At 71.4% G+C, this 23,975-nt stretch carries 15 protein-coding genes; 6 read left to right on the top strand and 9 right to left on the bottom strand.

Annotated features, from left to right (window positions below; genetic code table 11):
* Nucleotides 1-89 precede the first annotated feature (89 nt).
* Together treS and ACFZB9_RS33865 are read right to left on the bottom strand one after the other, a co-directional pair.
* Nucleotides 90-1,793, bottom strand: a complete 1,704-nt coding sequence (gene treS / locus ACFZB9_RS33870) for a maltose alpha-D-glucosyltransferase (protein WP_391453627.1) — start codon at nucleotides 1,791-1,793, stop codon at nucleotides 90-92.
* The gene (locus ACFZB9_RS33865; RefSeq protein WP_391453668.1) at nucleotides 1,790-3,733 is read right to left on the bottom strand and encodes an alpha-1,4-glucan--maltose-1-phosphate maltosyltransferase; all 1,944 of its coding nucleotides are present in this window, start codon (nucleotides 3,731-3,733) and stop codon (nucleotides 1,790-1,792) included. The genes treS and ACFZB9_RS33865 overlap by 4 nt, the downstream gene beginning before the upstream one ends.
* Nucleotides 3,734-4,688: 955 nt before the next feature.
* Here ACFZB9_RS33865 and glgP point away from each other — a divergent pair.
* Nucleotides 4,689-7,319 carry an alpha-glucan family phosphorylase gene (gene glgP / locus ACFZB9_RS33860; protein WP_391453626.1) on the top strand — a complete coding sequence of 877 codons (2,631 nt, stop codon included), beginning with the start codon at nucleotides 4,689-4,691 and terminating at the stop codon, nucleotides 7,317-7,319.
* Nucleotides 7,320-7,523: 204 nt separating this feature from the next.
* The gene (locus ACFZB9_RS33855; RefSeq protein ID WP_391453625.1) at nucleotides 7,524-8,234 is read left to right on the top strand and encodes a hypothetical protein; all 711 of its coding nucleotides are present in this window, start codon (nucleotides 7,524-7,526) and stop codon (nucleotides 8,232-8,234) included.
* Nucleotides 8,235-8,241: 7 nt separating this feature from the next.
* On the opposite strand, the gene ACFZB9_RS33850 is transcribed toward ACFZB9_RS33855, so the two are convergent.
* The 3 genes from ACFZB9_RS33850 to glgX form a co-directional block, all read right to left on the bottom strand.
* Nucleotides 8,242-10,074, bottom strand: a complete 1,833-nt coding sequence (locus ACFZB9_RS33850; RefSeq protein ID WP_391453623.1) for an ABC transporter ATP-binding protein — start codon at nucleotides 10,072-10,074, stop codon at nucleotides 8,242-8,244.
* Nucleotides 10,071-11,873 (bottom strand): ABC transporter ATP-binding protein, encoded by a 1,803-nt coding sequence (locus ACFZB9_RS33845; protein ID WP_391453621.1) that lies wholly within the window; start codon nucleotides 11,871-11,873, stop codon nucleotides 10,071-10,073. The genes ACFZB9_RS33850 and ACFZB9_RS33845 overlap by 4 nt, the downstream gene beginning before the upstream one ends.
* A gap of 91 nt (nucleotides 11,874-11,964) precedes the next feature.
* Nucleotides 11,965-14,145 (bottom strand): glycogen debranching protein GlgX, encoded by a 2,181-nt coding sequence (gene glgX / locus ACFZB9_RS33840; protein WP_391453620.1) that lies wholly within the window; start codon nucleotides 14,143-14,145, stop codon nucleotides 11,965-11,967.
* Nucleotides 14,146-14,537: 392 nt separating this feature from the next.
* Here glgX and ACFZB9_RS33835 point away from each other — a divergent pair, with 392 nt between their 5' ends.
* The 4 genes from ACFZB9_RS33835 to ACFZB9_RS33820 all read left to right on the top strand — a co-directional run bounded on the left by ACFZB9_RS33835 (nucleotide 14,538) and on the right by ACFZB9_RS33820 (nucleotide 19,158).
* A complete protein-coding gene (locus tag ACFZB9_RS33835) occupies nucleotides 14,538-15,749 on the top strand; it encodes an Ig-like domain-containing protein (protein ID WP_391453618.1) in 1,212 nt (403 codons plus the stop codon).
* A gap of 236 nt (nucleotides 15,750-15,985) precedes the next feature.
* Nucleotides 15,986-17,218 (top strand): Ig-like domain-containing protein, encoded by a 1,233-nt coding sequence (locus ACFZB9_RS33830; protein ID WP_391453616.1) that lies wholly within the window; start codon nucleotides 15,986-15,988, stop codon nucleotides 17,216-17,218.
* Nucleotides 17,219-17,459: 241 nt separating this feature from the next.
* Nucleotides 17,460-17,963, top strand: coding sequence for an ATP-binding protein (locus ACFZB9_RS33825; RefSeq protein WP_391453614.1), 504 nt, complete (start codon nucleotides 17,460-17,462; stop codon nucleotides 17,961-17,963).
* A 145-nt stretch (nucleotides 17,964-18,108) separates the two neighbouring features.
* Nucleotides 18,109-19,158 carry a basic secretory protein-like protein gene (locus ACFZB9_RS33820; RefSeq protein ID WP_391453612.1) on the top strand — a complete coding sequence of 350 codons (1,050 nt, stop codon included), beginning with the start codon at nucleotides 18,109-18,111 and terminating at the stop codon, nucleotides 19,156-19,158.
* Between the two features lie 75 nt (nucleotides 19,159-19,233).
* Here ACFZB9_RS33820 and ACFZB9_RS33815 read toward each other — a convergent pair whose 3' ends face one another.
* The 4 genes from ACFZB9_RS33815 to gcvT all read right to left on the bottom strand — a co-directional run bounded on the left by ACFZB9_RS33815 (nucleotide 19,234) and on the right by gcvT (nucleotide 23,842).
* Nucleotides 19,234-20,601 carry an L-serine ammonia-lyase gene (locus tag ACFZB9_RS33815; protein ID WP_391453610.1) on the bottom strand — a complete coding sequence of 456 codons (1,368 nt, stop codon included), beginning with the start codon at nucleotides 20,599-20,601 and terminating at the stop codon, nucleotides 19,234-19,236.
* A 199-nt stretch (nucleotides 20,602-20,800) separates the two neighbouring features.
* Nucleotides 20,801-22,069: a serine hydroxymethyltransferase gene (gene glyA, locus ACFZB9_RS33810; RefSeq protein WP_391453608.1), complete on the bottom strand. Its 1,269-nt coding sequence runs from the start codon at nucleotides 22,067-22,069 to the stop codon at nucleotides 20,801-20,803.
* A gap of 160 nt (nucleotides 22,070-22,229) precedes the next feature.
* Entirely contained in the window at nucleotides 22,230-22,610 is a 381-nt protein-coding gene (gene gcvH / locus ACFZB9_RS33805; protein ID WP_391453606.1) for a glycine cleavage system protein GcvH, read from the bottom strand.
* A gap of 101 nt (nucleotides 22,611-22,711) precedes the next feature.
* Complete coding sequence (gcvT, locus tag ACFZB9_RS33800; protein ID WP_391453605.1) at nucleotides 22,712-23,842, bottom strand: glycine cleavage system aminomethyltransferase GcvT; 1,131 nt, start codon at nucleotides 23,840-23,842, stop codon at nucleotides 22,712-22,714.
* Nucleotides 23,843-23,975 lie beyond the last annotated feature (133 nt).

The following is a 23,975-nucleotide window of genomic DNA, read 5'->3' as shown; positions in this document are numbered from 1 at the left end:
CTCCGTACCAGAGGGCGCGCGGGCCGCCATGGGGCGTAGGGGCGGGCCGCACGCCGTGGCACGAGCCGGCGGGCGGAGCTGGTGGATCGTTACTGCGCGCCGGGCCTGCGCAGCTGGAACCAGTAGAAGCCGTGCCCGGCGAGGGTGAGCAGGTAGGGCCACTCGCCGATCGACGGGAACCGCACCCCGCCGATCAGCTCGACCGGGTAGCGCCCGCCGTACCGCCGCAGGTCCAGCTCGGTGGGCTGGGGGAAGCGGGAGAAGTTGTTCACACACATGACCAGGTCGCCCTCGTGCTCGCGCACGAAGGCCAGCACGGCCGGGTTGCTGGACGGGAGTTCGGTGTAACTGCCCAGCCCGAAGGCCGGGTTGAGCTTACGGATCTCGATCATCCGCCTCGTCCAGTGCAGCAACGAAGAGGAACTGGTCTGCTGCGCCTCGACGTTGGTCACCTGGTATCCGTAGACCGGATCCATGATGGGCGGCAGACTGAGCCTGCCCGGGTCGGCGGAGGAGAAACCCGCGTTGCGGTCGGGCGTCCACTGCATCGGGGTGCGCACCCCGTCGCGGTCGCCGAGCCAGATGTTGTCGCCCATGCCGATCTCGTCCCCGTAGTAGAGCACCGGGGAGCCGGGCAGCGACAGCAGCAGGGCGGTGAACAGCTCGATCTGGTTGCGGTCGTTCTCCAGCAGCGGGGCGAGCCGGCGGCGGATGCCCACGTTGGCCCGCATCCGCGGGTCCTTCGCGTACTCCGCGTACATGTAGTCGCGCTCCTCGTCGGTGACCATCTCCAGGGTCAGCTCGTCGTGGTTGCGCAGGAAGATGCCCCACTGGCAGCCGCCCGGGATGGTCGGCGTCTTGGCGAGGATTTCCGAGACCGGGTAGCGCGACTCGCGGCGCACCGCCATGAAGATCCGCGGCATCACCGGGAAGTGGAACGCCATGTGGCACTCGTCGCCGCCGGAGCCGAAGTCGCCGAAGTAGTCGACCACGTCCTCGGGCCACTGGTTGGCCTCGGCCAGCAGCACGGTGTCGGGGTAGTCGGCGTCGATCTCCTTGCGGACCCGCTGCAGGAACTCGTGGGTCTCGGGGAGGTTCTCGCAGTTGGTGCCCTCGCGCGCGAACAGGTACGGCACCGCGTCCAGCCGGAAGCCGTCGATGCCGAGGTCCAGCCAGAACCGCAGGCCCGCGATCATCTCCTCCTGGACCCGCGGGTTGTCGTAGTTCAGGTCCGGCTGGTGGGAGAAGAACCGGTGCCAGAAGTACTGCTTGCGCACCGGGTCGTAGGTCCAGTTGGAGGTCTCGGTGTCGACGAAGATGATCCGCGCGTCGGGGTACTGCTTGTCGTCGTCGGCCCAGACGTAGAAGTCGCCGTAGGGCCCCTCGGGGTCGTTGCGCGAGGCCTGGAACCACGGGTGCTGGTCGCTGGTGTGGTTCATCACGAAGTCGATGATCACCCGCATACCGCGCTTGTGGGCCGCGTCGACGAACTCCACGAAGTCGGCCAGGTCCCCGAACTCCGGCAGCACCGACTTGTAGTCGGCCACGTCGTAGCCGCCGTCGCGCAGCGGGGAGGCGAAGAACGGCGGCAGCCAGAGGCAGTCGACGCCGAGCCACTGGAGGTAGTCGAGCTTGGTGGTGAGCCCTTTGAGGTCGCCCACACCATCGCCGTTGCTGTCCTGGAAGGACCGCACCAGCACCTCGTAGAAGACCGCACGCTTGAACCACTCGGGGTCCAGGTCCTTCTTCTCGGTGTCCGCGAAGGTGTCGTGGACGGGCTCGTTCACAATCACAGGGAGGTCCTCCGAACGGTGAGGAGGTGGGCCGGCGCCGTTGAGGGATCGAGCCGGACGTAGTTGTGGCGGTGCCAGGTGTAGCTCTCACCGGTCGGCTCGTCGGTCACGATGAGCCGCTCGTCACTCGGGAGAGTGACAGTGGCCTCCTGGGCCTGGTGCGGGTCCAGGTTGACGACGAGGATCACCTGGTCGTCGCCGGTGCGCTTGGTGTAGGCGATGACCTGCTCGTTGTCGGTGGGCAGGAAGGTGAGATTGCGCAGTTCCTGGAGGGCGGGGTGCTCGCGGCGCAGCCGGTTGAGGGTGGTGAGCAGCGGGGCCAGGGTGTCGGTGCGGGTCCAGTCGCGCGGGCGCAGCTGGTACTTCTCGCTGTCCAGGTACTCCTCGGTCTCCGGACCTGAGGGGGTGGCCGCTCCGGCGGGGGCGGACTCGGCCAGTTCGAAGCCGGCGTAGATGCCGTAGCTGGGCGAGAGGGTGGCGGCCAGCACGGCGCGCACCGCGAAGGCGGCGGGGCCCTGGTGCTGGAGGTGGCGGGGCAGGATGTCCGGGGTGTTGGCGAAGAAGTTGGGACGCATGTAGGCGGCCGCCGGGCCGGACAGCTCGGTGAGGTACTCGGTCAGCTCGTGCTTGCTGTTGCGCCAGGTGAAGTAGGTGTAGGACTGCTGGAAGCCGATCTTCGCCAGGGTGTGCATCATCGCGGGTCGGGTGAAGGCCTCGGCGAGGAAGATCACGTCCGGGTCGGTGCGGTTGATCTCGCCGATCACCTTCTCCCAGAAGTGCACGGGCTTGGTGTGCGGGTTGTCGACCCGGAAGATCCGTACGCCGTGGCCCATCCAGTGGCGCAGCAGGCGCAGGGTCTCGATCACCAGGCCGTCGAAGTCCTGGTCGAAGTTGATCGGGTAGATGTCCTGGTACTTCTTGGGCGGGTTCTCGGCGTAGGCGATGGTGCCGTCGATGCGGTGGGTGAACCACTGCGGGTGCTTGTTGACCCAGGGGTGGTCGGGGGAGGCCTGGAGGGCGAAGTCGAGGGCGATCTCCAGGCCCAGCTCACGGGCCCGGGTCACGAAGGCGTCGAAGTCCTCGATGGTGCCCAGGTCGGGGTGGATCGCGTCGTGGCCGCCCTCGGGCGAGCCGATCGCCCAGGGTGAGCCGACGTCGTCCGGGCCGGGGGTCAGGGTGTTGTTCGGGCCCTTGCGGTAGGAGTGGCCGATCGGGTGGATCGGCGGCAGGTAGAGCACGTCGAAGCCCATCGCCGCGACCGCCGGCAGCCGCTCGGCCGCGCTGCGGAAGGTCCCCGAGCGGGGCGGGTTCAGCCTCGCGCCCTCGGACCGCGGGAAGAACTCGTACCAGGACCCGTACAGCGCCCGCCGCCGTTCCACCTGCAACGCCAGCGCCGCCGAGGCGGTGACCTGCTCCCGCAGCGGGTGGTGGGCCAGCGGCCCGGTCACCGCCGGGGCCAGCGCGGCGGCCAGCCGGGACAGCGGCGGCAGCGCGGGGTCGCGCAGTGCGGCGACCGCCTTCAGCACCTCGGCGCGGCCGGCCCGCCGGGGGACCCCGGCGGCGGCGCGCTCCAGCAGCAGCGCGCCCTCCTCCAGGGTCAGCTCGACGTCCTGCCCGGCCGGCACCTTGACGGTGGCGGCGTGCTGCCAGCTGGCCACCGGGTCGCTCCAGGCCTCCACGGTGTAGCTCCAGCGGCCCTCGGCGGTGGGGGTCACCTCGGCGCCCCAGCGGTCGGTGCCCGGGGCCAGCTCGCGCATCGGCGTCCACGGGCCGCTGCGGCCGCGCGGATCGCGCAGCACCACGTTGGCGTTGACCTTGTCGTGGCCCTCGCGGAAGACGGTCGCGGTCACTTGGAAGGTCTCGCCGACCACCGCCCGGGCCGGACGGCGGCCGCCGTCCACCAGGGGGGCGACGTCCAGCACCGGGATCCGGCCGATCAGCGGGTCGCCGGCCTTGGCCCGCCGGGTGGTGCGGGGTGTGGCGCTGGTGGCAGCGCCGCGCGGGGTCCTGGTGGTGCGGGTGGTGCCGGCGCCGGTGGTGCCCGGGCTCCGGCGCGGTGCGGACTTCGCGGCCGGGGTTTCGGCCGTTCGGGGGGCGCGTGCGGTGTCCCGCTCCGCAATGGCCGGATTTGGTACCGGATGGGCGAGGGGCACAGGCCGCTCGAAGAGGATCGGTTCCAATCCTTCGGACACCAGTGCGGACTGATTCCGTGTCTCGCCGTGCATGCCAAACTCCTGCCCGAGATCGGCGGCAGTCCCACGGGCGGATTCGAGCACCGGGGAGTACCGGGGAGGACTGCTGGGTGGGGGGACTGACGAGCGACCGGAGCCTGCCCGTGGCCGCCGTGCCCAAGAGCCTGGCCGAATCCGGCGCCCACGGCGGCCCGGAACGGCGAGGCGGCGCGTGTCCCGGCGCGCGACCTCGCGGCACGCCCTGAGGGCGATTCCGACCCACCCTGAAAACGATCAGGGCAGGTGTGAGGACACGCGGTGGCACACCAAGGGGGATCACAGGTGCGCCGAGTGGGCTAACGCCGGCGAGCTGACGGAGGGTCGGGGAAGGAGTCGAGTCGCGGAGGACCGACCGCGCCGCACGGGATTCGCCACCCAAGCACACCCGCTGCGACTGCGGCCTGTGCCCATCCTCGCACTGTTCGTAGCTCTTACCACTCGGTCAGAGGCCAGCGTGGTGGTGCGGGGGAGCAGACTGGCCACCGGCTGACCCCCGCTCGCGGGCTCCCCGTGCGCCCAGCGTGCGCTCGGATCGCGCCGTGCGCCCCCTGCGCCCCCCGTGTTGCGAACTGCGCCCAACGCGATCTCATCTGTCGCCCGAATGGAGCTGTGTTAAGAGAGTTGACGCTCCATCACCCCATCGGTGCGGTCTACGCTTCGGGCCGTGAAGGCCATCCGCAGATTCACCGTCCGTACCGTCCTGCCCGAGCAGCTCCAGCCGCTGCACGAACTCGCGCTCAATCTGCGCTGGTCCTGGCACCCGGAGACCCGGGAGCTGTTCCGCTCGGTCGAGCCCGGGGTCTGGGAGGCCGTCGGGGAGGACCCGGTCAGGCTGCTCGGCGAGGTGCCGGCCGCCAGGCTGGCCGCGCTCGCCGCCGACCGCCGCTTCCTGCGCCGGCTGGGCGACCTCACCGACGACCTGCACGACTACCTGAGCGGGCCGCGCTGGTACCAGTCGGCCCTGCCGGCCGGTGAGGGTCCCGCCGCGATCGCCTACTTCTCGCCCGAGTACGGCATCGCCGCCGCGCTCCCGCAGTACTCCGGGGGCCTGGGCATCCTGGCCGGCGACCACCTGAAGGCCGCCAGCGACCTGGGCGTGCCGCTGATCGGCGTCGGGCTCTTCTACCGGCACGGCTACTTCCGCCAGTCGCTGGCCCGCGACGGCTGGCAGCAGGAGCGCTACCCGGTGCTCGACCCCGACGAGCTGGCGGTGACCCTGCTGCGCGAGGCGGACGGCACCGCCTGCCGGGTCGAGCTGGCCCTGCCGGGCGGGCGCACGCTGGCCGCGCAGATCTGGAAGGCGCAGGTCGGCCGGGTCCCGCTGCTGCTGCTGGACTCCGACCTGGAGGCCAACGCGACCACCGAACGGGACGTCACCGACCGCCTCTACGGCGGCGGCAGCGAGCACCGGCTGCTCCAGGAGATGCTGCTGGGCATCGGCGGGGTGCGGGCGGTGCGGGCGTTCTGCCGGCTCACCGGGCACCCGGAGCCCGAGGTCTTCCACACCAACGAGGGGCACGCCGGGTTCCTCGGCATCGAGCGGATCCGCGAGCTGGTGGCCTCGGCCTCGGCCGACTTCTCCAGCGCGTTGGAGGCGGTCCGGGCCGGCACCCTGTTCACCACCCACACCCCGGTGCCGGCCGGCATCGACCGCTTCGACCGGGAGCTGGTGGCCCGGCACTTCAGCGGCGACGCCGCGCTGCGCGGGGTGCCGGTCGACCAGGTGCTCGGGCTCGGCCTGGAGAACTGGCCGGGCGGCGACCCCAAGCTCTTCAACATGGCCGCGATGGGTCTGCGGCTGGCCCAGCGCGCCAACGGCGTGAGCACCCTGCACGGCGAGGTCAGCCGGACCATGTTCGGCGCGCTGTGGCCCGGCTTCGACACCGGCGAGGTGCCGATCACCTCGATCACCAACGGCGTGCACGCCCCCACCTGGATCGATCCGGCGGTGGTGCGCCTGGGCGCCGCCGAGATCGGCGCCGACCGGGCGGAGAGCGCCATGTCGGTGGGTGGGGCCGAGCGCTGGAGCGGGGTCGAGCAGATCGGCGACGGCGAGATCTGGGGGGTGCGGCGCGCGCTGCGGGCCCAGCTGGTGGAGGAGGCCCGGCGCCGGCTGCGCGCCTCCTGGCGCCAGCGCGGGGCCGGCGACGCCGAGCTCGGCTGGACCGACGCGGTGCTCGACCCGGACGTGCTGACCATCGGCTTCGCCCGCCGGGTGCCCTCCTACAAGCGGCTCACCCTGATGCTGCGGGACCAGGAGCGGCTGCGCGCGCTGTTGCTGCACCCCACCCGCCCGGTGCAGATCGTGGTGGCCGGCAAGGCCCACCCGGCGGACGACGGCGGCAAGCGGCTGATCCAGCAGCTGGTGGCCTTCGCCGACGATCCGGTGGTGCGCCACCGGATCGTCTTCCTGCCGGACTACGACATGGCGATGGCCAAGCACCTCTACCCCGGCTGCGACGTCTGGCTGAACAATCCGCTGCGCCCGCTGGAGGCCTGCGGCACCTCGGGGATGAAGGCCGCGCTCAACGGCTGCCTCAACCTGTCGGTGCTGGACGGCTGGTGGGAGGAGTGGTACGACGGCCGCAACGGCTGGGCGATCCCGACGGCCGACGGCCCCGGCTTCGACGAGGACCAGCGCGACGACATCGAGGCGGCCGCGCTCTACGACCTGATCGAGCATCAGGTCGCGGGCGCCTACTACGACCGGGGGGCGGACGGTCTGCCGCACCGCTGGATCGCGATGGTCCGGCACACGCTGGTGACGCTCGGCCCCAAGGTGCTGGCCGGGCGGATGGTGCGGGAGTACGTCGAGCGGCTCTACGCGCCGGCCGCGCTCGCCCAGCGCGGGCTGGCCGGGGAGGGCGCGCGGCTGCTCGCGCTGTGGAAGGCGAAGGTGCGGGCGGCCTGGCCGGCCGTCCGGGTCGAGCACGTGGACGCCTCGGCCGCCGCCGAGGCCGAGGCGGCCGAGCTGGGGTCGGCGCTGGCGCTGCGGGTGCAGGTCGCGCTCGGCGGACTGGCTCCGGAGGACGTCGAGGTGCAGGCCGTTTCCGGCACGGTCGACGAGAGCGACCGGATCCGGGAGGCAGAGACGCAGACCCTCAAGCCGGTCGGTGGCCCGGACCTGAACGGCTGCCAACGCTACGAGGGCACCCTGGAGTTGAGCCGGACCGGGCCGTTCGGCTACACGGTCCGGGTGCTGCCCAGCCACCCGCTGCTGGCCTCCCCGGCCGAGCTGGGCCTGGTGGCGCTGCCACCGGAGTCGGCGGGGATGGACGCCGGGGTGCTGCGCTAGGCCCTGGGCCTGTCACGCCGGCCGTTGAGCTGGTGTCCGGGAAGTCGGGTGGGTCGACTTCCCGGACACCGTCGACGTCTCTGGGGAGGCCGCCGGCCAGCTGGTTCGGCCGCGCTGTCAGGAATGCGCCAAAGTTGGCCTGCCGTTCACAATCCGTGGTTAGGATGTTGCCCTCTGTTGCTGGCGGTACTGCATGGGGGGACCATGGCACGCCTGGAATTCGAGCAGTTGGCGACCGGTGAACTCACCGGTCCGACAAGGGAGGAGAGCCCGCCGATAGGCGGCGGTCGGCGCCGATTACTGGTCTGGGGCGTGGCCTTGGCCCTGGTGGCCGGGGCGGCGGTGACCGGGTTCTGGTGGAAACCGTGGCAGTCGGTGCAACTGCCGCAGAGCGCCTGCTGGGGCGAGTTGGGCCCCGCCGACTACCGGGTGCTGGCCGGCCCGGACGGCCGGGCCAAGGCCACGGTCCGGGGCGGTATCGACGGCCCGGTCTCCAAAGGGCTGCTGCTGTCCAGCTGTCGGCTGGCGTGGAACGACAAGCACCACTCCAGCATGCTGTCCGTGAGCATCGGTTCGGCGGACAACACCGATGTCGCCGACGACCCCCGCTTGCTCGGCAGTACTCTCCAGCAGGTGGGCTTCGGGCCGGACGTGACCGGCTGGTCCGCCCCCGGCACCGGCCCCGTGGCGCTCCAGTTCGCCTGTGCCTACCAGCAGGTCGCGGGCGCGGCCAAGCCCTCGCCCTACGTCCGGATCGTGGTGGCCAGTGCCGATCTGAGCACGGCGTCGACCGGCAGCGTCCGGGCGGCCTATGCCGACATCGCGCTCAAGATGGCCAAGGCCACGGCCCGGCGGATCCCCTGCACCAACCCGGTGCGGATGCTGGACCAGCCACCCGCGCTGCCCGGCGGCTGATCCGGCCTCAGACCAGGCTGTCGCGCCAGGCCGTGTGCAGCTCGGCGAAGCGGCCGCGACCGGCGATCAGCTCGGCCGGGGTGCCGTCCTCGATGATCCGGCCCGCCTCCATCACCAGCACCCGGTCCGCGATCTCCACGGTGGACAGCCGGTGCGCGATGATCACCGCGGTGCGGCCGGCCAGCACCGTGCGCATGGCGCGCTGCACGGCCTGCTCGCCGGGGACGTCCAGCGAGGAGGTGGCCTCGTCCAGGATCAGCACCGCCGGGTCGGCCAGCAACGCGCGGGCGAAGGCCACCAGTTGGCGCTGGCCGGCCGAGATCCGGCCGCCCCGCTTGCGCACGTCGGTGTCGTAGCCCTCGGGCAGGGCGGAGATGAAGTCATGGGCGCCGATCGCCTTGGCGGCCTGTTCGATCTCCTCGCGGCTCGCCTCGGGGCGGCCCACCGCGATGTTCTCGGCGACCGTGCCGGAGAAGAGGAAGGACTCCTGGGTCACCATCACCACCCCGCGACGCAGGTCGGCCGCGGCCAGCGAGCGCAGGTCGACGCCGTCCAGAGTGATCCGGCCCGAGGTCGGGTCGTAGAACCGGGCCAGCAGCTTGGCCAGGGTGGACTTGCCCGCGCCGGTGGCGCCCACCACGGCGGTGGTCCGGCCGGCCGGCAGGGTCAGTGAGAAGGCCGGCAGCACCTCCTTGCCGGTGCGGTAGGCGAACCCCACCTCGCGGAAGTCGACCGTGCGCCCGGTCGCGGCGGTGGCCGGCAGCGGCACGGGGGTGACCGGTTCGGCGACCGAGGGCTCCTGGGCCAGCAGACCGGAGATCTTCTCCAGCGCGGCCGCCGCCGACTGGTAGCTGTTCAGGAACATCGCCAGTTGGTCGATCGGGTCGTACAGCCGCCGCAGGTAGAGCACGAACCCGGTCAGCACGCCCAGTTCGAGGCTGCCGTCGGTCACCAGGTAGGCGCCGACCAGCACCACCACGGTGACCCACAGGTTCGCCGTCGCCCGTGAGAAGGCGACGTAACGCGCCATCTCCAGCAGGCCGTTGGCGTTGGCGTCGGCGTAACTCCGGTTGAGGCCGCCGAACGCGGCCCGGTTGTCCGCCTCGCGGCGGAAGGCCTGCACCGGGCGGATGCCGTTCATGGTCTCGGTGAACCGGACGATCACCGAGGCGACCGCGCTGCGCGAGGAGCGGTAGACCCGGGAGCTGCGGGTGCGGAACATCCTGACCAGCAGCGCCATCGGCAGCACCGAGCTGAGCGCCAGCAGGCCCAGCCGCCAGTCCATCACCAGCAGGATGACCGCGATGTAGCAGACCGACAGGAAGACCGCGAGCAGCTCCTGCAGGCCCTCGTTGAGCAGTTCGCGCAGGGTGTCCACGTCGCTGGTGCCGCGCGAGATGATCCGGCCCGAGGTGTAGCGCTCGTGGAAGTCCAGGCCGAGCCGCTGGGCGTGCCGGAAGATCCGGCCGCGCAGTTCGAGCAGCACGTCCTGGTTGAGCCGGCCGGAGACCCGGATGAAGGCGCGCTGCAGCAGCGTGCTCAGCGCGGCGCAGCCCAGGTAGCCGGCGGTGACGGCGATCAGCGGGCCGCTGTCGTGGTGGCGCAGCGCCGGGATGGCCCGGTCGATGGCCAGCGAGACCAGCAGCGGGCCGCACTGCAGTGCGCCCTGCTGGAGCAGGATCATCAGGACCCCGGTCAGCACCCGGCGCCGGTGCGGGGCGAGCAGCGAGCGCAGCAGGGCGGCGGAGGCGCCGGGCGGGACCGGGATCTCCTCGTCCTCGGTGGCCGGCTGCTCGTCGGTCCCGGCGTCGAGCGGGGTGGCGGCGTCGGTGCTGCTCATCGGGTCACACTCGCTTCCAACGCGCTTTCACCGGACATCAGTTCGCGGTACTCGGGACAGGTCTCCAGCAGCCGCTGGTGGGTGCCGGTGGCCAGGATCCGGCCCTCGGCCAGCACCGCGACCCGGTCGGCCAGCAGCACGGTGCTCGGCCGGTGCGCCACCACCAGCGCGGTGGTGTCGCCGAGCACCTCGCGCAGCGCCCGTTCGACCAGCGCCTCGGTGTGCACGTCCAGCGCGGAGAGCGGGTCGTCCAGCACCAGGAACCCGGGTGAGCCGACCACCGCGCGGGCCAGCGCCAGGCGCTGGCGCTGGCCGCCGGACAGGCTCAGGCCCTGCTCGCCGACCTCGGTGTCCACGCCCTGCGGCAGCTGGTGGACGAAGTCGGCCTGGGCGGTGGCCAGCGCCCGCTCCAACTGCTCCGGGCCGGCCCCGGGCGCGCCCATCAGCACGTTCTCGCGCACCGTGGCGGAGAACAGGGTGGGCTCCTCGAAGGCGACCGAGACCAGCTCGCGCAGCCGGGTCAGCGGCAGGTGGGCGGTGTCCTGGCCGTCCACCGTGATGGTTCCGCCGGTGGCCTCGTAGAGCCGGGGAAGCAGCGCGGTGAGCGTGGTCTTGCCGCTGCCGGTGGCGCCGACCAGGGCCATCGTCTCGCCGCGCCGGATGTGCAGGTCGATGCCGCGCAGCAGGTCGGGGCTGTCGGCGGGCGCGTCGGGGTAGCGGAACCGGACGCCGCTGAAGCGGATGCCCTCTTCCCCGTCCACGGGTGCCGCGGGCGTGGGCTCGGGCTGTTCGGGGGTGTCGAGCACGTCGAAGAGCCGGTCGGCGGCGGTGCCCGCCTCGTTGCTGTAGGCCAGCAGCCAGCCCAGCGACTCCACCGGCCAGCGCAGCGCCAGCGCGGTGGACAGGAAGGCGACCAGGGTGCCGGCGCTCAGCTCGTCATGGGCGACCAGCACCGATCCGACGGCCAGCGCGCTGCCCAGCGCCAGTTCGGGCAGGCCGACGATGACCGCCCACAGGTCGGCCAGCATCCAGGCCTTGCGCAGCTCGGTGCCGCGCAGCAGCTCGGCCCGCTCGGTGAAGTGCCGGGCCATGGTGCGCTGGCGGCCGAAGGACTTGAGGATCCGGATGCCGAGCACCGACTCCTCCAGCACCGTGGCGAGGTCGCCGTTCTGGTCCTGGGCGATCCGCGCGGCGGTCGAGTAGCGGGCCTCGAAGTGGGTGCAGATGAGGATCAGCGGCACCGCCGGGACCAGCGCGATCAGGCCCAGCCGCCAGTCCAGCATCAGCATCAGCACCGAACCGGCCAGGAACGTCAGGCTGTTGACGACCAGGAAGACCAGCGGGAAGGCCAGGAAGAGCCGCAGGGTGTAGAGGTCCGAGGTGGCCCGGGAGAGCAGCTGTCCCGAGGGCCAGCGGTCGTGGAAGGAGACCGGCAGCCGCTGCAGCTTGGCGTACAGGTCGTCGCGCATGGCGGACTCGACCTGGGCCAGCGGGCGTGCGACCAGCACCCGGCGCAGCCCGAACAGCCCGGCCTCGGCGGCGCCGAGCAGCAGCAGCAGTCCGATCAGCGGCCACAGCGCGGCCTGGTCGTGGTGGCCGATCGGGCCGTCCACGATCCGCCCCAGGACGAGCGGGACCACGAGGACCGCGCCGGAGGCGATCAGGGCGGCGGCCACCGCGCCGGTCAGGTGCCAGCGGATGGGGTACGCGTAGGGCTTGAGCCTGAGCAGCGAGCGCACCGTGGACCTGGTGGGCCGGTCGGTGGGCGGCTGATGCGGGGGTGCAGCGTTCTCGGCCATCGGGCCGAGGGTAGGCGGAGCGACTGACATTTCTCATCAGGTTTTTCACACCTGACGTGGTGCGCCGCCGGGAACCGGCCACCGGCGGGCGTCACTCCTGTCCGCCGGCTCGCAGCAGTCTCAGTGAGCGTGCGGCCAGCGGCTGTGTGACCCCGCGGTCGGCGGTGTCCAGCAGCAACTCCCAGGGGCCGCCGGGCGGCAGTGCGAACTCGGTGGCGCGGTCGGCGCCGTTGAGCAGCAGCAGGAAGCTGTCGTCGGTCAGCGGGCAGCCGTGCTGGTCGCGCTCCGACATCGCGTCGCCGTTGAGCAGCATGCCGAGCTGGGCGGTGGGGGCGTACCAGTCGGCCTCGGTCATCTCGGTGCCGCGCGCGGTGTACCAGGTCAGGTCGCGCCGGCCGCCGGGCACCGCGGCCCGCCCGGAGAAGAAGGCCCGTTGGCGCAGCACCGGGTGGGCCCGGCGCAGCCGGATCAGCCGCGCCGTCAGCTCGCGCTGGCGGCGCCAGGCCGGCTGGTCCAGCAGCGACCAGTCCACCCAGCTGGTCCCGTTGTCCTGGCAGTAGGCGTTGTTGTTGCCGCCCTGGGTGCGCCCGAACTCGTCCCCGGCCGTCAGCATCGGGACGCCGGAGGCGAGCAGCAGGGTGGCCAGCAGGTTGCGCAGCTGGCGCGCTCTCAGCTCCTGGACGGCCGGATCCGTGCTCTCGCCCTCCGCTCCGCAGTTCCAGGAGCGGTTGTCGTCGGTGCCGTCCCGGCCGTCCTCGCCGTTGTCCAGGTTGTGCTTGCCGTTGTAGGAGACCAGGTCGCGCAGCGTGAAGCCGTCGTGCGCGGTGATGTAGTTGACGGAGGCGTACGGGCGCCGCCCGCCGCGCTGGTAGAGGTCGGAGGAGCCGGAGAGCCGGTAGCCGAGCTCGGCCACGTCCGGGCGGGCGCCGCGCCAGAAGTCGCGCACGGTGTCGCGGTACTTGTCGTTCCACTCCGCCCACAGCGGCGGGAAGTTGCCCACCTGGTAGCCGCCGTCGCCGACGTCCCAGGGCTCGGCGATCAGCTTGACCCGGCTCAGCAGGGGGTCCTGGGAGATGGCCGCCAGCAGGGGGTGGTGCATGTCGACCCCGTCGCCGGCCCGGGCCAGTGCCGCGGCCAGGTCGAACCGGAAGCCGTCCACGCCCATCTCGCCGGCCCAGTAGCGCAGCGAGTCGGTGACCAGCCGCACGGCCTGCGGTTGGCGGGTGTCCAGGGTGTTGCCGCAGCCGGTGTAGTCGGTGTACCCGCGGCCGCCGCGGTTGCCCCGCCCCAGCCGGTAGTAGCCGGCGTTGTCGATGCCGCGCAGCGAGAGGGCCGGGCCCAACTCGCCGCCCTCGGCGGTGTGGTTGTAGACGACGTCCAGGATCACCTCGATGCCCGCGTGGTGCAGCGCGCGCACCATCCGCTTGAACTCCCCGACCTGCTGGCCACGGGTGCCGCAGGAGCTGTAGCCGCCGTGCGGGGCGAACCAGCCGATCGAGTTGTAGCCCCAGTAGTTGGTCAGGCCGCGCCGGTGCAGGTGGTCCTCGCTGGCGAACTGGTGGACCGGCAGCAGCTCGACGGCGGTGACCCCGAGCGAGGTCAGGTACTCGAGCGCCGCCGGGTGCGCCAGGCCCGCGTAGGTGCCGCGCAGTTCGGGCGGGATGCCGGGGTGGCGCATGGTGAAGCCGCGCACGTGCAGCTCGTAGAGCACCGTCTCGGCCCAGGGCGTTTTGGGGCGGCGGTCGTCCGACCAGTCGTCGTCATCGTGCACCACCACGCCGCGCGCGGTGTACGGGGCGGAGTCGCGGTTGTCGCGCACGGTGTCGGCGACCTCCGCCTCGGGCCAGTCGCGCACCGAGGCGCAGCAGGCGCCGTGGCCGGTGAACTCCCCGTCGACCGCCCGCGCGTAGGGGTCCAGCAGCAGCTTGGCCGGGTTCCAGCGGGCGCCGGTCCACGGGTCCCAGCGGCCGTGCACCCGGTAGCCGTAGTGCTGCCCGGGGACGATGCCGGGCAGGTAGCCGTGCCAGGTCTGGAAGGTCTGTTCGGAGAGCGGATGGCGGGTCTCGGTGCCGTCCTCGTCGAAGAGGCAGAGCTCGACGGACTCGGCGCCCGGCGCCCAGAGCGCGAAGTTGGTGCCGTGGCTGCCGTCGGCGCCGTGCCGGTAGCGGGCGCCCAGCGGCTGCCAGCTGCCCGGCCAGGGCGCGGCGGGCGGCAGGTGGGTGGCGGTGAGGGGCTCTGGGCGGCCCTGCTCCAGTTCCTGCCATGCCGTCATGCCCGCAGTCCTCCGAGGCCGGTCACCCGCGACTGTTACGGACGGATGTCCGCAGAGTGAATCGTTCCCTCGTGCCCCAGGCGGAATCCGATCGGTGGAGGCAGGACCTGATCGGCTCGGCGCGGGCGGCGGCAGACCGGTCGGCCACGCGGAGAACCGGACAAATCCCACCAGGGTGACCGCGTACCACCTGACGTGCTTTCACCTGCTGGTCACGACCCTCCCGCCGAAGATTCACTCAGTTGGCCCCGTTATCCTTGCGCGAGCGCGGGCCCCCGAGGCGTGGTCCGGCGATTGACAACGAGGGGGAGCGCCCAGTGGAGCCGGTTCAGGCGGCGGCAGCCGCGAGAGGGAAGCGGACGGGCAGCAGGGTCGCTCGCCGAGCCACCGCAGTGCTGTTGGCGGGTGGCGTACTGATGCTGGCCGGCGCGTGCGGGCCGGAGGACACCCCGGCCAAGGCCGGCGGTTCGGGCGGCGGTGCCGGCGCCGGTGGCGGGGCCGCCTCGGCCGCGCCCTCGGCCGGCTCCTCGGCCCCGTCCGCGCCCAAGCTCTCGGCGGCCCAGCTGACCGTGACGCCCGCTGACGGCACGCAGGACGTGGCGCCCAGCGGCGCGGTCAAGGTCGCGGTGGCCAACGGCAAGCTGACCCAGGTCTCGGTGGCCGACAAGGACGGCAACGCCGTTCAGGGCAGCATCTCGGCGGACGGGCTGAGCTGGACGCCGTCGGCGGCGCTGGCCGTCGGCATGCTCTACAAGGTGAGCGCCCAGGCGGTGGACTCGGCCGGTCTGCAGGCCGCGGTGGACAGCAGCTTCACCACGCTGACCCCGGCCAAGACCGTCTCCACCAACGACAACATCTCGACCGGCAGCACCTACGGCGTCGGCATGATCGTCTCGGTGAACTTCAACAAGGACGTCAAGAACAAGGACGACGTCGTCAAGGGCATCACCTTCGAGGCCTCGGACGGCACCCAGGTCAAGGGGCACTGGTTCGGCACCCGCCGGCTCGACTTCCGGCCGCAGGCCTACTGGAAGGCCGGCACCAAGGTGACGATCCACTACAAGCTGAAGAGCGTGGAGGTCTCGCCGGGCGTCTACGGCGGTTCGGACCGCGACGAGTCGTTCACCATCGGCCGCTCGCAGGTCTCCACCGCCGACGCGAGCACCGACAAGATGACCGTGGTCCGGGACGGCAAGCCGCTGGAGACGCTGGCGATCACCGCCGGCAACGACGACAACCCGTCGTGGAACGGCACGATGACCATCGAGAGCAAGGAGAAGGTCACCCGGATGAACTCCGCGACCGTCTCCAACGTGGTCGGCAGCGAGTACGACGTGCCGGACGTGCCGCACGCGATGCGACTGACCGATTCGGGCACGTACGTCCACGGCAACTACTGGAGCAACGCGTTCGGCCAGTCGAACGCCAGTCATGGCTGCGTCAGCATGCAGGACGCCAAGGGCGGCGACGACAACTCGGTGGCCGGGAAGTTCTTCAACTCCTCGCTGATCGGCGACGTCGTGATCATCAAGAACGCCAAGGGGAAGACGGTCAGCCCCAGTAACGGGCTGAGTGGCTGGACGTTGCCCTGGGCCAGCTGGTAATTCCATGAAAACCGGTAGCTGAGCGCAACCAATGGCCCCCCTCGGAACGTTCTCGGGGTGGGCCATTGGCGTGATGGTCACCATTCGGCTGCGAATATCCGGGGGAGGGCATGAGTGCGGTCGAACGGGTGAAGGAATCAGGTGCGACAATCAGCCGATTTGTTCGAAACCGGTGCGGAACCGGGGGCCCGTCAACGACGTGTAGGCGTACGGGACTGAATCAGGGGAGTAGAGGTATGCGCTCGATACGCGTGGGAGCGGCACTGGCCGTCGGTGGCACCCTGCTGCTGGCCACGGCCTGCGGTGGGGGCAGCAGCAGCCCGAAGGCCGGCTCCGCGCCCGTGGCGGCGGCGAGCGGGGGAGCGGCGGGCGGCTCGCCGGCCGCGCCGGCCACCTCGGCCTCCCCGACGTCGAGCGCCGTGGTCGACATCGAGCCGAAGGACGGCACCCAGAACGCCGCGCCGGACGCGCTCAAGGTCGCGGTCAGCAGCGGCAAGCTGAGCCAGGTGACGGTGACCGACAAGAGCGGCCAGGCGGTGCAGGGCAGCATCTCGGCCGACGGGACCAGCTGGGTGCCGGCCGCGGGCCTGTCGGTCTCCGACTCCTACCAGGTGAAGGCCGAGGCCACCGACGCCAAGGGCGTGGCGACCAGCGCCAGCAGCAACTTCAGCACGCTGACCCCGGCCAAGACCTCGCGCAGCCAGGACAACGTCATCACCGGCTCCACCTACGGCGTCGGCATGATCGTCTCGTTCGACTTCGGCATGTCGATCCAGAACAAGCAGGCGGTGGAGAAGGCGATCACCTTCGAGACCTCCGACGGCTCCCAGCTCAAGGGCCACTGGATGGGCAACAACCGGCTCGACCTGCGCCCGCAGAACTTCTGGCAGCCCAACACCCAGGTGAAGATCCACATCCGGCTGAAGAACGTCGAGGTCTCGCCGGGCGTCTACGGCGGCTCGGACCGCGACGAGTCGTTCACCATCGGGCGCTCGCAGATCAGCACGGTGGACGCCGCCGCCCACACCATGACGGTGCAGACGAGCGGGCAGGCCACCCAGACGATCCCGATCAGCTCCGGCTCGGACGACCACCCGACCTACAACGGCACCATGGTGATCGAGGCCAAGGAGGGCACCGCCCACATGACCTCGGCCTCGGTGCCGGGCCTCAAGCCGGGCGAGTACGACCTCGAGGTGCCGCACTCGATGCGCCTGACCGACTCCGGCACCTATGTGCACGGCAACAACTGGTCCTCGGCGGGCACCTTCGGGAGCGCGAACGTCAGTCACGGTTGTGTCGGGCTGCAGGACGCTCCCGGCAATGCGGGCGGCACCGACACCCCGGCGGCCAAGTTCTACGCGGCCTCGCTGGTGGGCGATGTGGTGAAGGTGATCAACTCCAAGGGCGCCCAGGTGACCCCGGACAATGGCCTGAGCGGCTGGAACATGGCCTGGAGCACCTGGTAGCCGACACCGCTCAAGCGCCCCTGCGGCCCCAATCGCACCCAGTGTCCGACCGGCTTTTGCAGCCGCTCCGACACTGGGTGCGAGCGTCATATGCCAAATGAATAGTGATCGTTTCGTCATTGTCCGTACGCGGCTGCTTGCGAACCGCAATGATGGGCACATGGCGGGATGGGGCGAAGTCGAGCAGTCATCACATCTCGGGCCCGGTCTGGCCGCTGACCTCCCGTCAGGGAGCCAGCGGGTGGGCACGGCGGCCCCCGCGGGGACGGCGTCCCGCTCCGGGCTCGCGGCCCTGGAACAGCTCTCCTCCTGCGAGTTGGAGCGCGCGGTCCTGCCCCGGTTACGCGACCCCGCCGGCGAGGAGGAGGCGCGCCTGCCCTCCCGCGGCGACTCCGGGCCACTGGCCCGCCGACTGGTGCTCTCGGTGCTGCAGAGCTGGGGCCTGCACCCGCTCCTGGAGGTCGGCGAACTCCTCACCGCCGAGCTGGTCGCCAACGCCGTGCGGCACACCGGCGGCCGCACCATCGGGCTGCGCCTGCTGCGCCGCCCCGGCTGGCTGCGGGTCGAGGTGCGCGACTCCTCGCGCGCGCTGCCCTGCCTGATCGTCGCCGAGCCGGGTCTGGCCGAGTGCGGCCGCGGCCTGCTCGTGGTCGACACCCTCGCCGACCGCTGGGGCGCCGATTTACTGCCGCGCGGCAAGGCCGTCTGGTTCGAACTGAAGGTGCGGGAGCGCGCTGTGATCTGAGTTGAGGCGGCCCGAGTACGACGGGCCGAGTACGACCGGCCCGGGCTTGCCCGGGCGGGCTTCCTCGCTGTCAATCGGCTGTCGATCCGCCGAGGACAGCATGCGAGCCGCTGGACATCCCAGCACTCGCTCAAGGAGGAAGCCCATGGCACGGAGCATACGAACCCAGCTGAAGCGGGCCGCGCTGACCGGCGTCGGCCTCGCCATCGCCGCAGGGGCATCCTTGACCTCGGCGGCTGCCGCGCACGCCGACACCACCCCCGGCGGCTGCGGCGGCCCGGCCTGGGAGAGCGCCTGCGTCGGTGTCGACGCAGGCGGGTACGTCACCGCGGACGCCTACACCAACTTCAACAGCGTCGACCCCAACTGCAAGGTCAACGTGATCCTCTGGGACTACACCACCAACCAGCAGGTCTTCACCAGCACGGCCAACTGCCAGACCGGCTCCCAGCACTACTCGACCAGCGCGCTGGGCAACCCCAGCCAGGGCCACGACTACAAGACCGAGCTCCGGATGTACTGGACCGGCGGCGCGGCCTACGACTACCAGACCAGCCCGGACCTGGTCTACGGCGGTGGCGGCTCCCAGCCCACCCCGGGGGTGAACATCACCATGGACACCTCGCAGGCCAGCGACCTGGCCGGCTGGGCGAGCACCGAGCAGTCCATCCTGCAGAAGTGGTACGGCCCCACCGTCAACCTGGTCGACGGCACCGACTACCAGGCGCCCACCAGCTACCGGGTCATCTTCGACCCGACGTTCAACGCGCCGGGCGACGTCGCGGTCACCATCTGGGACGGCTCGACGAACAACCTCACCGTCAAGGTCAACCCCGACTGGGTCCGCCAGCACCCGGACGACACCGGCTTCCTGGTCCACGAGCAGGTCCACGTGATCCAGGACGGCAGCAGCCTGAACTCCGGCTGGGTGGAGGGCAGCGCCGACTGGGTCCGCTACTACAACTACCAGCCCACCACCCTGGCCCGCCCGGACCAGAACACCCCGAAGGCCTACCTGGCCGGCTACAGCACCACGGCCTACTTCCTCAACTTCGTGGCCACCCACTACGACGCCAACATCGTGCGCGAGCTCAACGACGCGGGCCACGACCGCACCTACACCAACGACAACGACTGGTGGGTCCAGCACACCGGCAAGACGGCGCAGCAGCTCTGGGACTCGATGTACCAGTAGCCCGTGGGCAGCGCCCCATGACGAAGCCCGCCCTGCCAGGGACTCCCCGGCAGGGCGGGCTTCGTCATGCGGGGCTCAGCACTCGATGACGTTGACCGCGAGGCCGCCGCGCGAGGTCTCCTTGTACTTGACCTTCATGTCCGCGCCGGTCTCCTTCATGGTCTTGATCGCCTTGTCCAGGGAGACGTGGTGGCGGCCGTCGCCGCGCAGCGCCATCCGGGCGGCGGTGACGGCCTTGACCGAGGCCATGCCGTTGCGCTCGATGCAGGGGATCTGGACCAGACCGCCGACCGGGTCGCAGGTGAGGCCGAGGTTGTGCTCGATGCCGATCTCGGCGGCGTTCTCGACCTGCTCGGGGGAGCCGCCGAGCACCTCGGCGAGGCCGCCGGCGGCCATCGAGCAGGCCGAGCCGACCTCGCCCTGGCAGCCGACCTCGGCGCCGGAGATCGAGGCGTTCTCCTTGAAGAGCATGCCGATCGCGCCGGCCGCGAGCAGGAAGCGGACGATGCCCTCGTCGTCGGCACCCTGCACGAAGTTCTGGAAGTAGTGCAGGACGGCGGGGATGATGCCGGCCGCGCCGTTGGTGGGGGCGGTGACCACGCGCTGGCCGCTGGCGTTCTCCTCGTTGACCGCCATCGCGTAGAGGGTGACCCACTCCATCGCGTTCGCCGGGCCTATGCCCTCGGCCCGCAGCGCCCGGGCGCCGGCGGCGGCGCGGCGGCGGACCTTCAGGCCGCCGGGCAGGATGCCCTCGCGGGACATGCCCGCGCTCACGCACTCCTTCATCACGGCCCAGATCTCCAGCAGGCCGGTGCGGATCTCCTCCTCGGTGCGCCAGGCCTTCTCGTTCTCCAGCATCAGGCCGGAGATGGACAGGCCGGTCTCCCGGGTGTGGCGCAGCAGCTCCTCGCCGGTGCGGAAGGGGTAGCGCAGCACGGTGTCGTCCGGGACCACCCGGTCCGCGCCGATCGCGTCCTCGTCCACCACGAAGCCGCCGCCGACCGAGTAGTAGGTCTTGGCGAGCAGCTCGGTGCCGGCCGCGTCGTGCGCCACCAGGGTCATCCCGTTGGCGTGGTAGGGCAGCGAGCGGCGGCGGTGCAGGACCAGCTGGAGGTCCGGGTCGAAGGCGATCGAGTGGGTGCCGAGCAGGCTGAGCCGCTTGGCCTCGTTGATCCGGGCCACGTCCAGGTCGGCCTTGGTGACGTCGACCGTGCGCGGCGAGTTGCCCTCCAGGCCGAGCAGGACGGCCTTCGGGGTGCCGTGGCCGTGGCCGGTGGCGCCGAGCGAGCCGAAGAGCTCGGCCTTCACCGTGGTGACCTGGTCCAGCAGGCCCTCGGAGCGCAGGCGGCGGGCGAACATCCGGGCCGCGCGCATCGGGCCGACCGTGTGGGAGCTGGAGGGGCCGATACCGATGGAGAAGAGGTCGAAGACGCTGATGGCCACGGGGGGACGTCCTTGTCTGGTTCTCGTGGAGAGAGAAGGGCGGTGCATGAGACGGGGCACCGGCTCACCTTCCAGTGTGCGCGGTGCCCCGGGGCGGGAGCGCGGTCGGCAGGGGTGACGCCGACCACGCCCGCGGGTGAGGACTTGGACCGACCGGCAACCGGGGGGCGTCGCGACGCCCCCCGATCGCCGGTCGGTCTTACAGCTCGGGGTAGAGCGGGTACTTCTCGGCCAGCGCGGTGACCCGGGCCTTGAGGGCGGTGGCCTTGTCCGCGTCGAAGGCGGGCAGCAGCGCCTCGGCGATGATGTCGGCGACCTCGCGGAAGTCCTCCGCCGTGAAGCCGCGGGTGGCCAGCGCCGGGGTGCCGATCCGCAGGCCCGAGGTGACCATCGGGGGACGCGGGTCGTTGGGGACGGCGTTGCGGTTGACCGTGATGCCGACCTCGTGCAGGCGGTCCTCGGCGTCCTGGCCGTTCAGCTCGCTGTTGCGCAGGTCCACCAGGACGAGGTGGACGTCGGTGCCGCCGGACAGCACCGAGACACCGGCCGCCTTGGCGTCCTCCTGGAGCAGGCGGGCGGCCAGGATCTTGGCGCCCTCCAGGGTGCGCTCCTGGCGCTCCTTGAACTCCGGGGAGGCGGCGACCTTGAAGGCGACCGCCTTGCCGGCGATCACGTGCTCCAGCGGGCCGCCCTGCTGGCCGGGGAAGACCGCGGAGTTGATCTTCTTGGCCCACTCGGCCTTGGAGAGGATCACACCGCCGCGCGGGCCGCCCAGGGTCTTGTGGGTGGTGGTGGTGACCACGTCCGCGTAGGGGACCGGGGAGGGGTGCAGGCCCGCGGCCACCAGGCCGGCGAAGTGGGCCATGTCCACCATGAGCAGCGCACCGACCTCGTCGGCGATCCGGCGGAACGCGGCGAAGTCGAGCTGGCGCGGGTAGGCGGACCAGCCGGCGATGATCAGCTTGGGCTGGTGCTCCTTGGCCAGGCGCTCGACCTCCTCCATGTCGACCAGGTTGGTCTGCTCGTCCACGTGGTAGGCCACCACGTTGTAGAGCTTGCCGGAGAAGTTGATCTTCATGCCGTGGGTCAGGTGACCGCCGTGGGCCAGGTTCAGGCCCAGGATGGTGTCGCCCGGCTGGATCAGCGCGAACATCGCGGCGGCGTTCGCCTGCGCGCCGGAGTGCGGCTGCACGTTGGCGGCCTCGGCGCCGAACAGCGCCTTGACCCGGTCGATGGCGATCTGCTCGACCACGTCGACGTGCTCGCAGCCGCCGTAGTAGCGGCGGCCGGGGTAGCCCTCGGCGTACTTGTTGGTGAGTACCGACCCCTGGGCCTCCATGACCGCCACCGGGGCGAAGTTCTCGGAAGCGATCATTTCGAGGGTGGACTGCTGGCGGTGCAGCTCGGCGTCGACCGCGGCGGCGATCTCGGGGTCGAGTGCGTGCAGGGACTGGTTGAGAACCGTCATGGTGGCGTCTTCCCGTGAAAGGGGGCTGCCGCGCGCAGCGCGCCGTGGCAAGGGTGGCGGCGGGTGGCGGGCGAGGGGAACCTGGTGCGGGCGGCCGCCGCGCTGCGGCCGCCCGCCGTGTCGATCGCAGGCCGGCCGGGCGGCCCGGCCGGCGGTCCGGTCAGGACTTGGTGAACTCGGCGTAGCCGTCGGCGTCCAGCAGGTCCGCGGGGGCCTGGGAGACCTTCAGCTTGAAGAGCCAGCCACCCTCGAAGGCGGCCGAGTTGACCAGGGCGGGCTCGTCGGCCAGGGCCTCGTTGACCTCGGTCACCTCACCGGTGGCGGGGGAGTACAGGTCGCTGACCGACTTGGTGGACTCGAGCTCACCGCAGGTCTCCCCGGCGGTGACGGTGTCGCCGACCGCGGGCAGCTGCACGTAGACGATGTCACCGAGGGCGGTGGCCGCGTACTCGGTGATCCCGACGGTCGACACGCCGTCCGCGTCGGCGGCGGTCAGCCACTCGTGCTCCTTGCTGTACTGCAGGTGCTGCGGGTTGCTCATGGTGGTCATTCTCCAGGATGGGAAGCGGGAACGAGGGAACGGTCCGCCGAGCGGACGGTCGAAAGTCCGCGAAGTGGACGACTCGACAGCTGGGGGTCTGCTCAGCGGGCGCGCTTGTAGAACGGCAGCGCGACGACCTCGACCGGCTCGTGCTTGCCGCGCACGTCCACCGCGACGGCCGTGCCGGGGGCCGCGAAGGCGGCGTCCACGTACGCGATGGCGATCGGCTTGCCGAGCGTGGGGGAGGGGGAGCCGGAGGTGATCCGGCCGATCACGGCGGACTCGCCCTCGGTCGGTGCGCTGACCACCGCGTACTCGGCGCGCGGCACCCGCTTGCCCTCGGAGACCAGGCCGACCAGCTTGCGCGGCGGGTTGACCTCGGCCTGCGCGGCCGCGGCCTCCAGCGCCTTGCGGCCGACGAACTCGCCACTGTTGGTGGTCTTGTCGAACCGCACCACCCGGCCGAGGCCCGCGTCGAAGGGGGTCAGCGAGGTGTCCAGCTCGTGCCCGTAGAGCGGCATGCCGGCCTCCAGGCGCAGCGTGTCGCGGCAGGACAGGCCGGCCGGGACCAGGCCGTGCGGGGCGCCCGCCTCGGTCAGCGCCTGCCACAGGTGCTCGGCGTCCGCGGGGGCGCTGAAGATCTCGAAGCCGTCCTCGCCGGTGTAGCCGGTGCGGGCCAGCCAGACCTGCTTGCCGGCCACGGTGGCGGGCAGCAGCGCGTAGTACTTCAGGCCCGGCAGGTCGGCGTCGGTCACCGAGGAGAGGATCGCGTTCGCCTCGGGGCCCTGGACGGCGAGCAGCGCGTAGGCGTCGCGGTCGTCGCGCACCACGGCGTCGAAGCCGGCCGCGCGCTCGGTCAGCGCGTCCAGTACCACCTGGGCGTTGGAGGCGTTGGCGACCACCATGTACTCGTTCTCGGCGGTCCGGTAGACGATCAGGTCGTCCAGGATGCCGCCGTCCTCGCGGCAGATCATCGTGTAGCGGGCGCGCAGCACGCCGAGCGCGGAGATGAAGCCGACCAGCGCGTGGTCCAGCAGCTCACCCGCCTGCGGGCCCGAGACGGTGATCTCGCCCATGTGCGAGAGGTCGAAGAGGCCGGCCTTGGTACGGACCGCGAGGTGCTCCTCGCGCTCGCTGCCGTAGCGCAGCGGCATGTCCCAGCCGGCGAAGTCGGTCATGGTCGCGCCCAGGGCACGGTGCAGCGCGTCGAGCGCGGTCAGACGGGGGGACATGGTGAGACTCCCGAAGCTGGGTGCGGGCAGGGTGGGGTGGAGTCTCCCCGTCTGTCGTCACAACCTGAGAGCTTCACCGCACCAAGGATGACGCGGCTTGCACCGTGGGTGGGCGCACGGCACGGCCGTGTTC

This window comes from Kitasatospora sp. NPDC008050 (assembly GCF_042957465.1).
Taxonomy (GTDB): domain Bacteria; phylum Actinomycetota; class Actinomycetes; order Streptomycetales; family Streptomycetaceae; genus Kitasatospora.
This window is presented reverse-complemented; position numbering and strand designations above follow the sequence as displayed.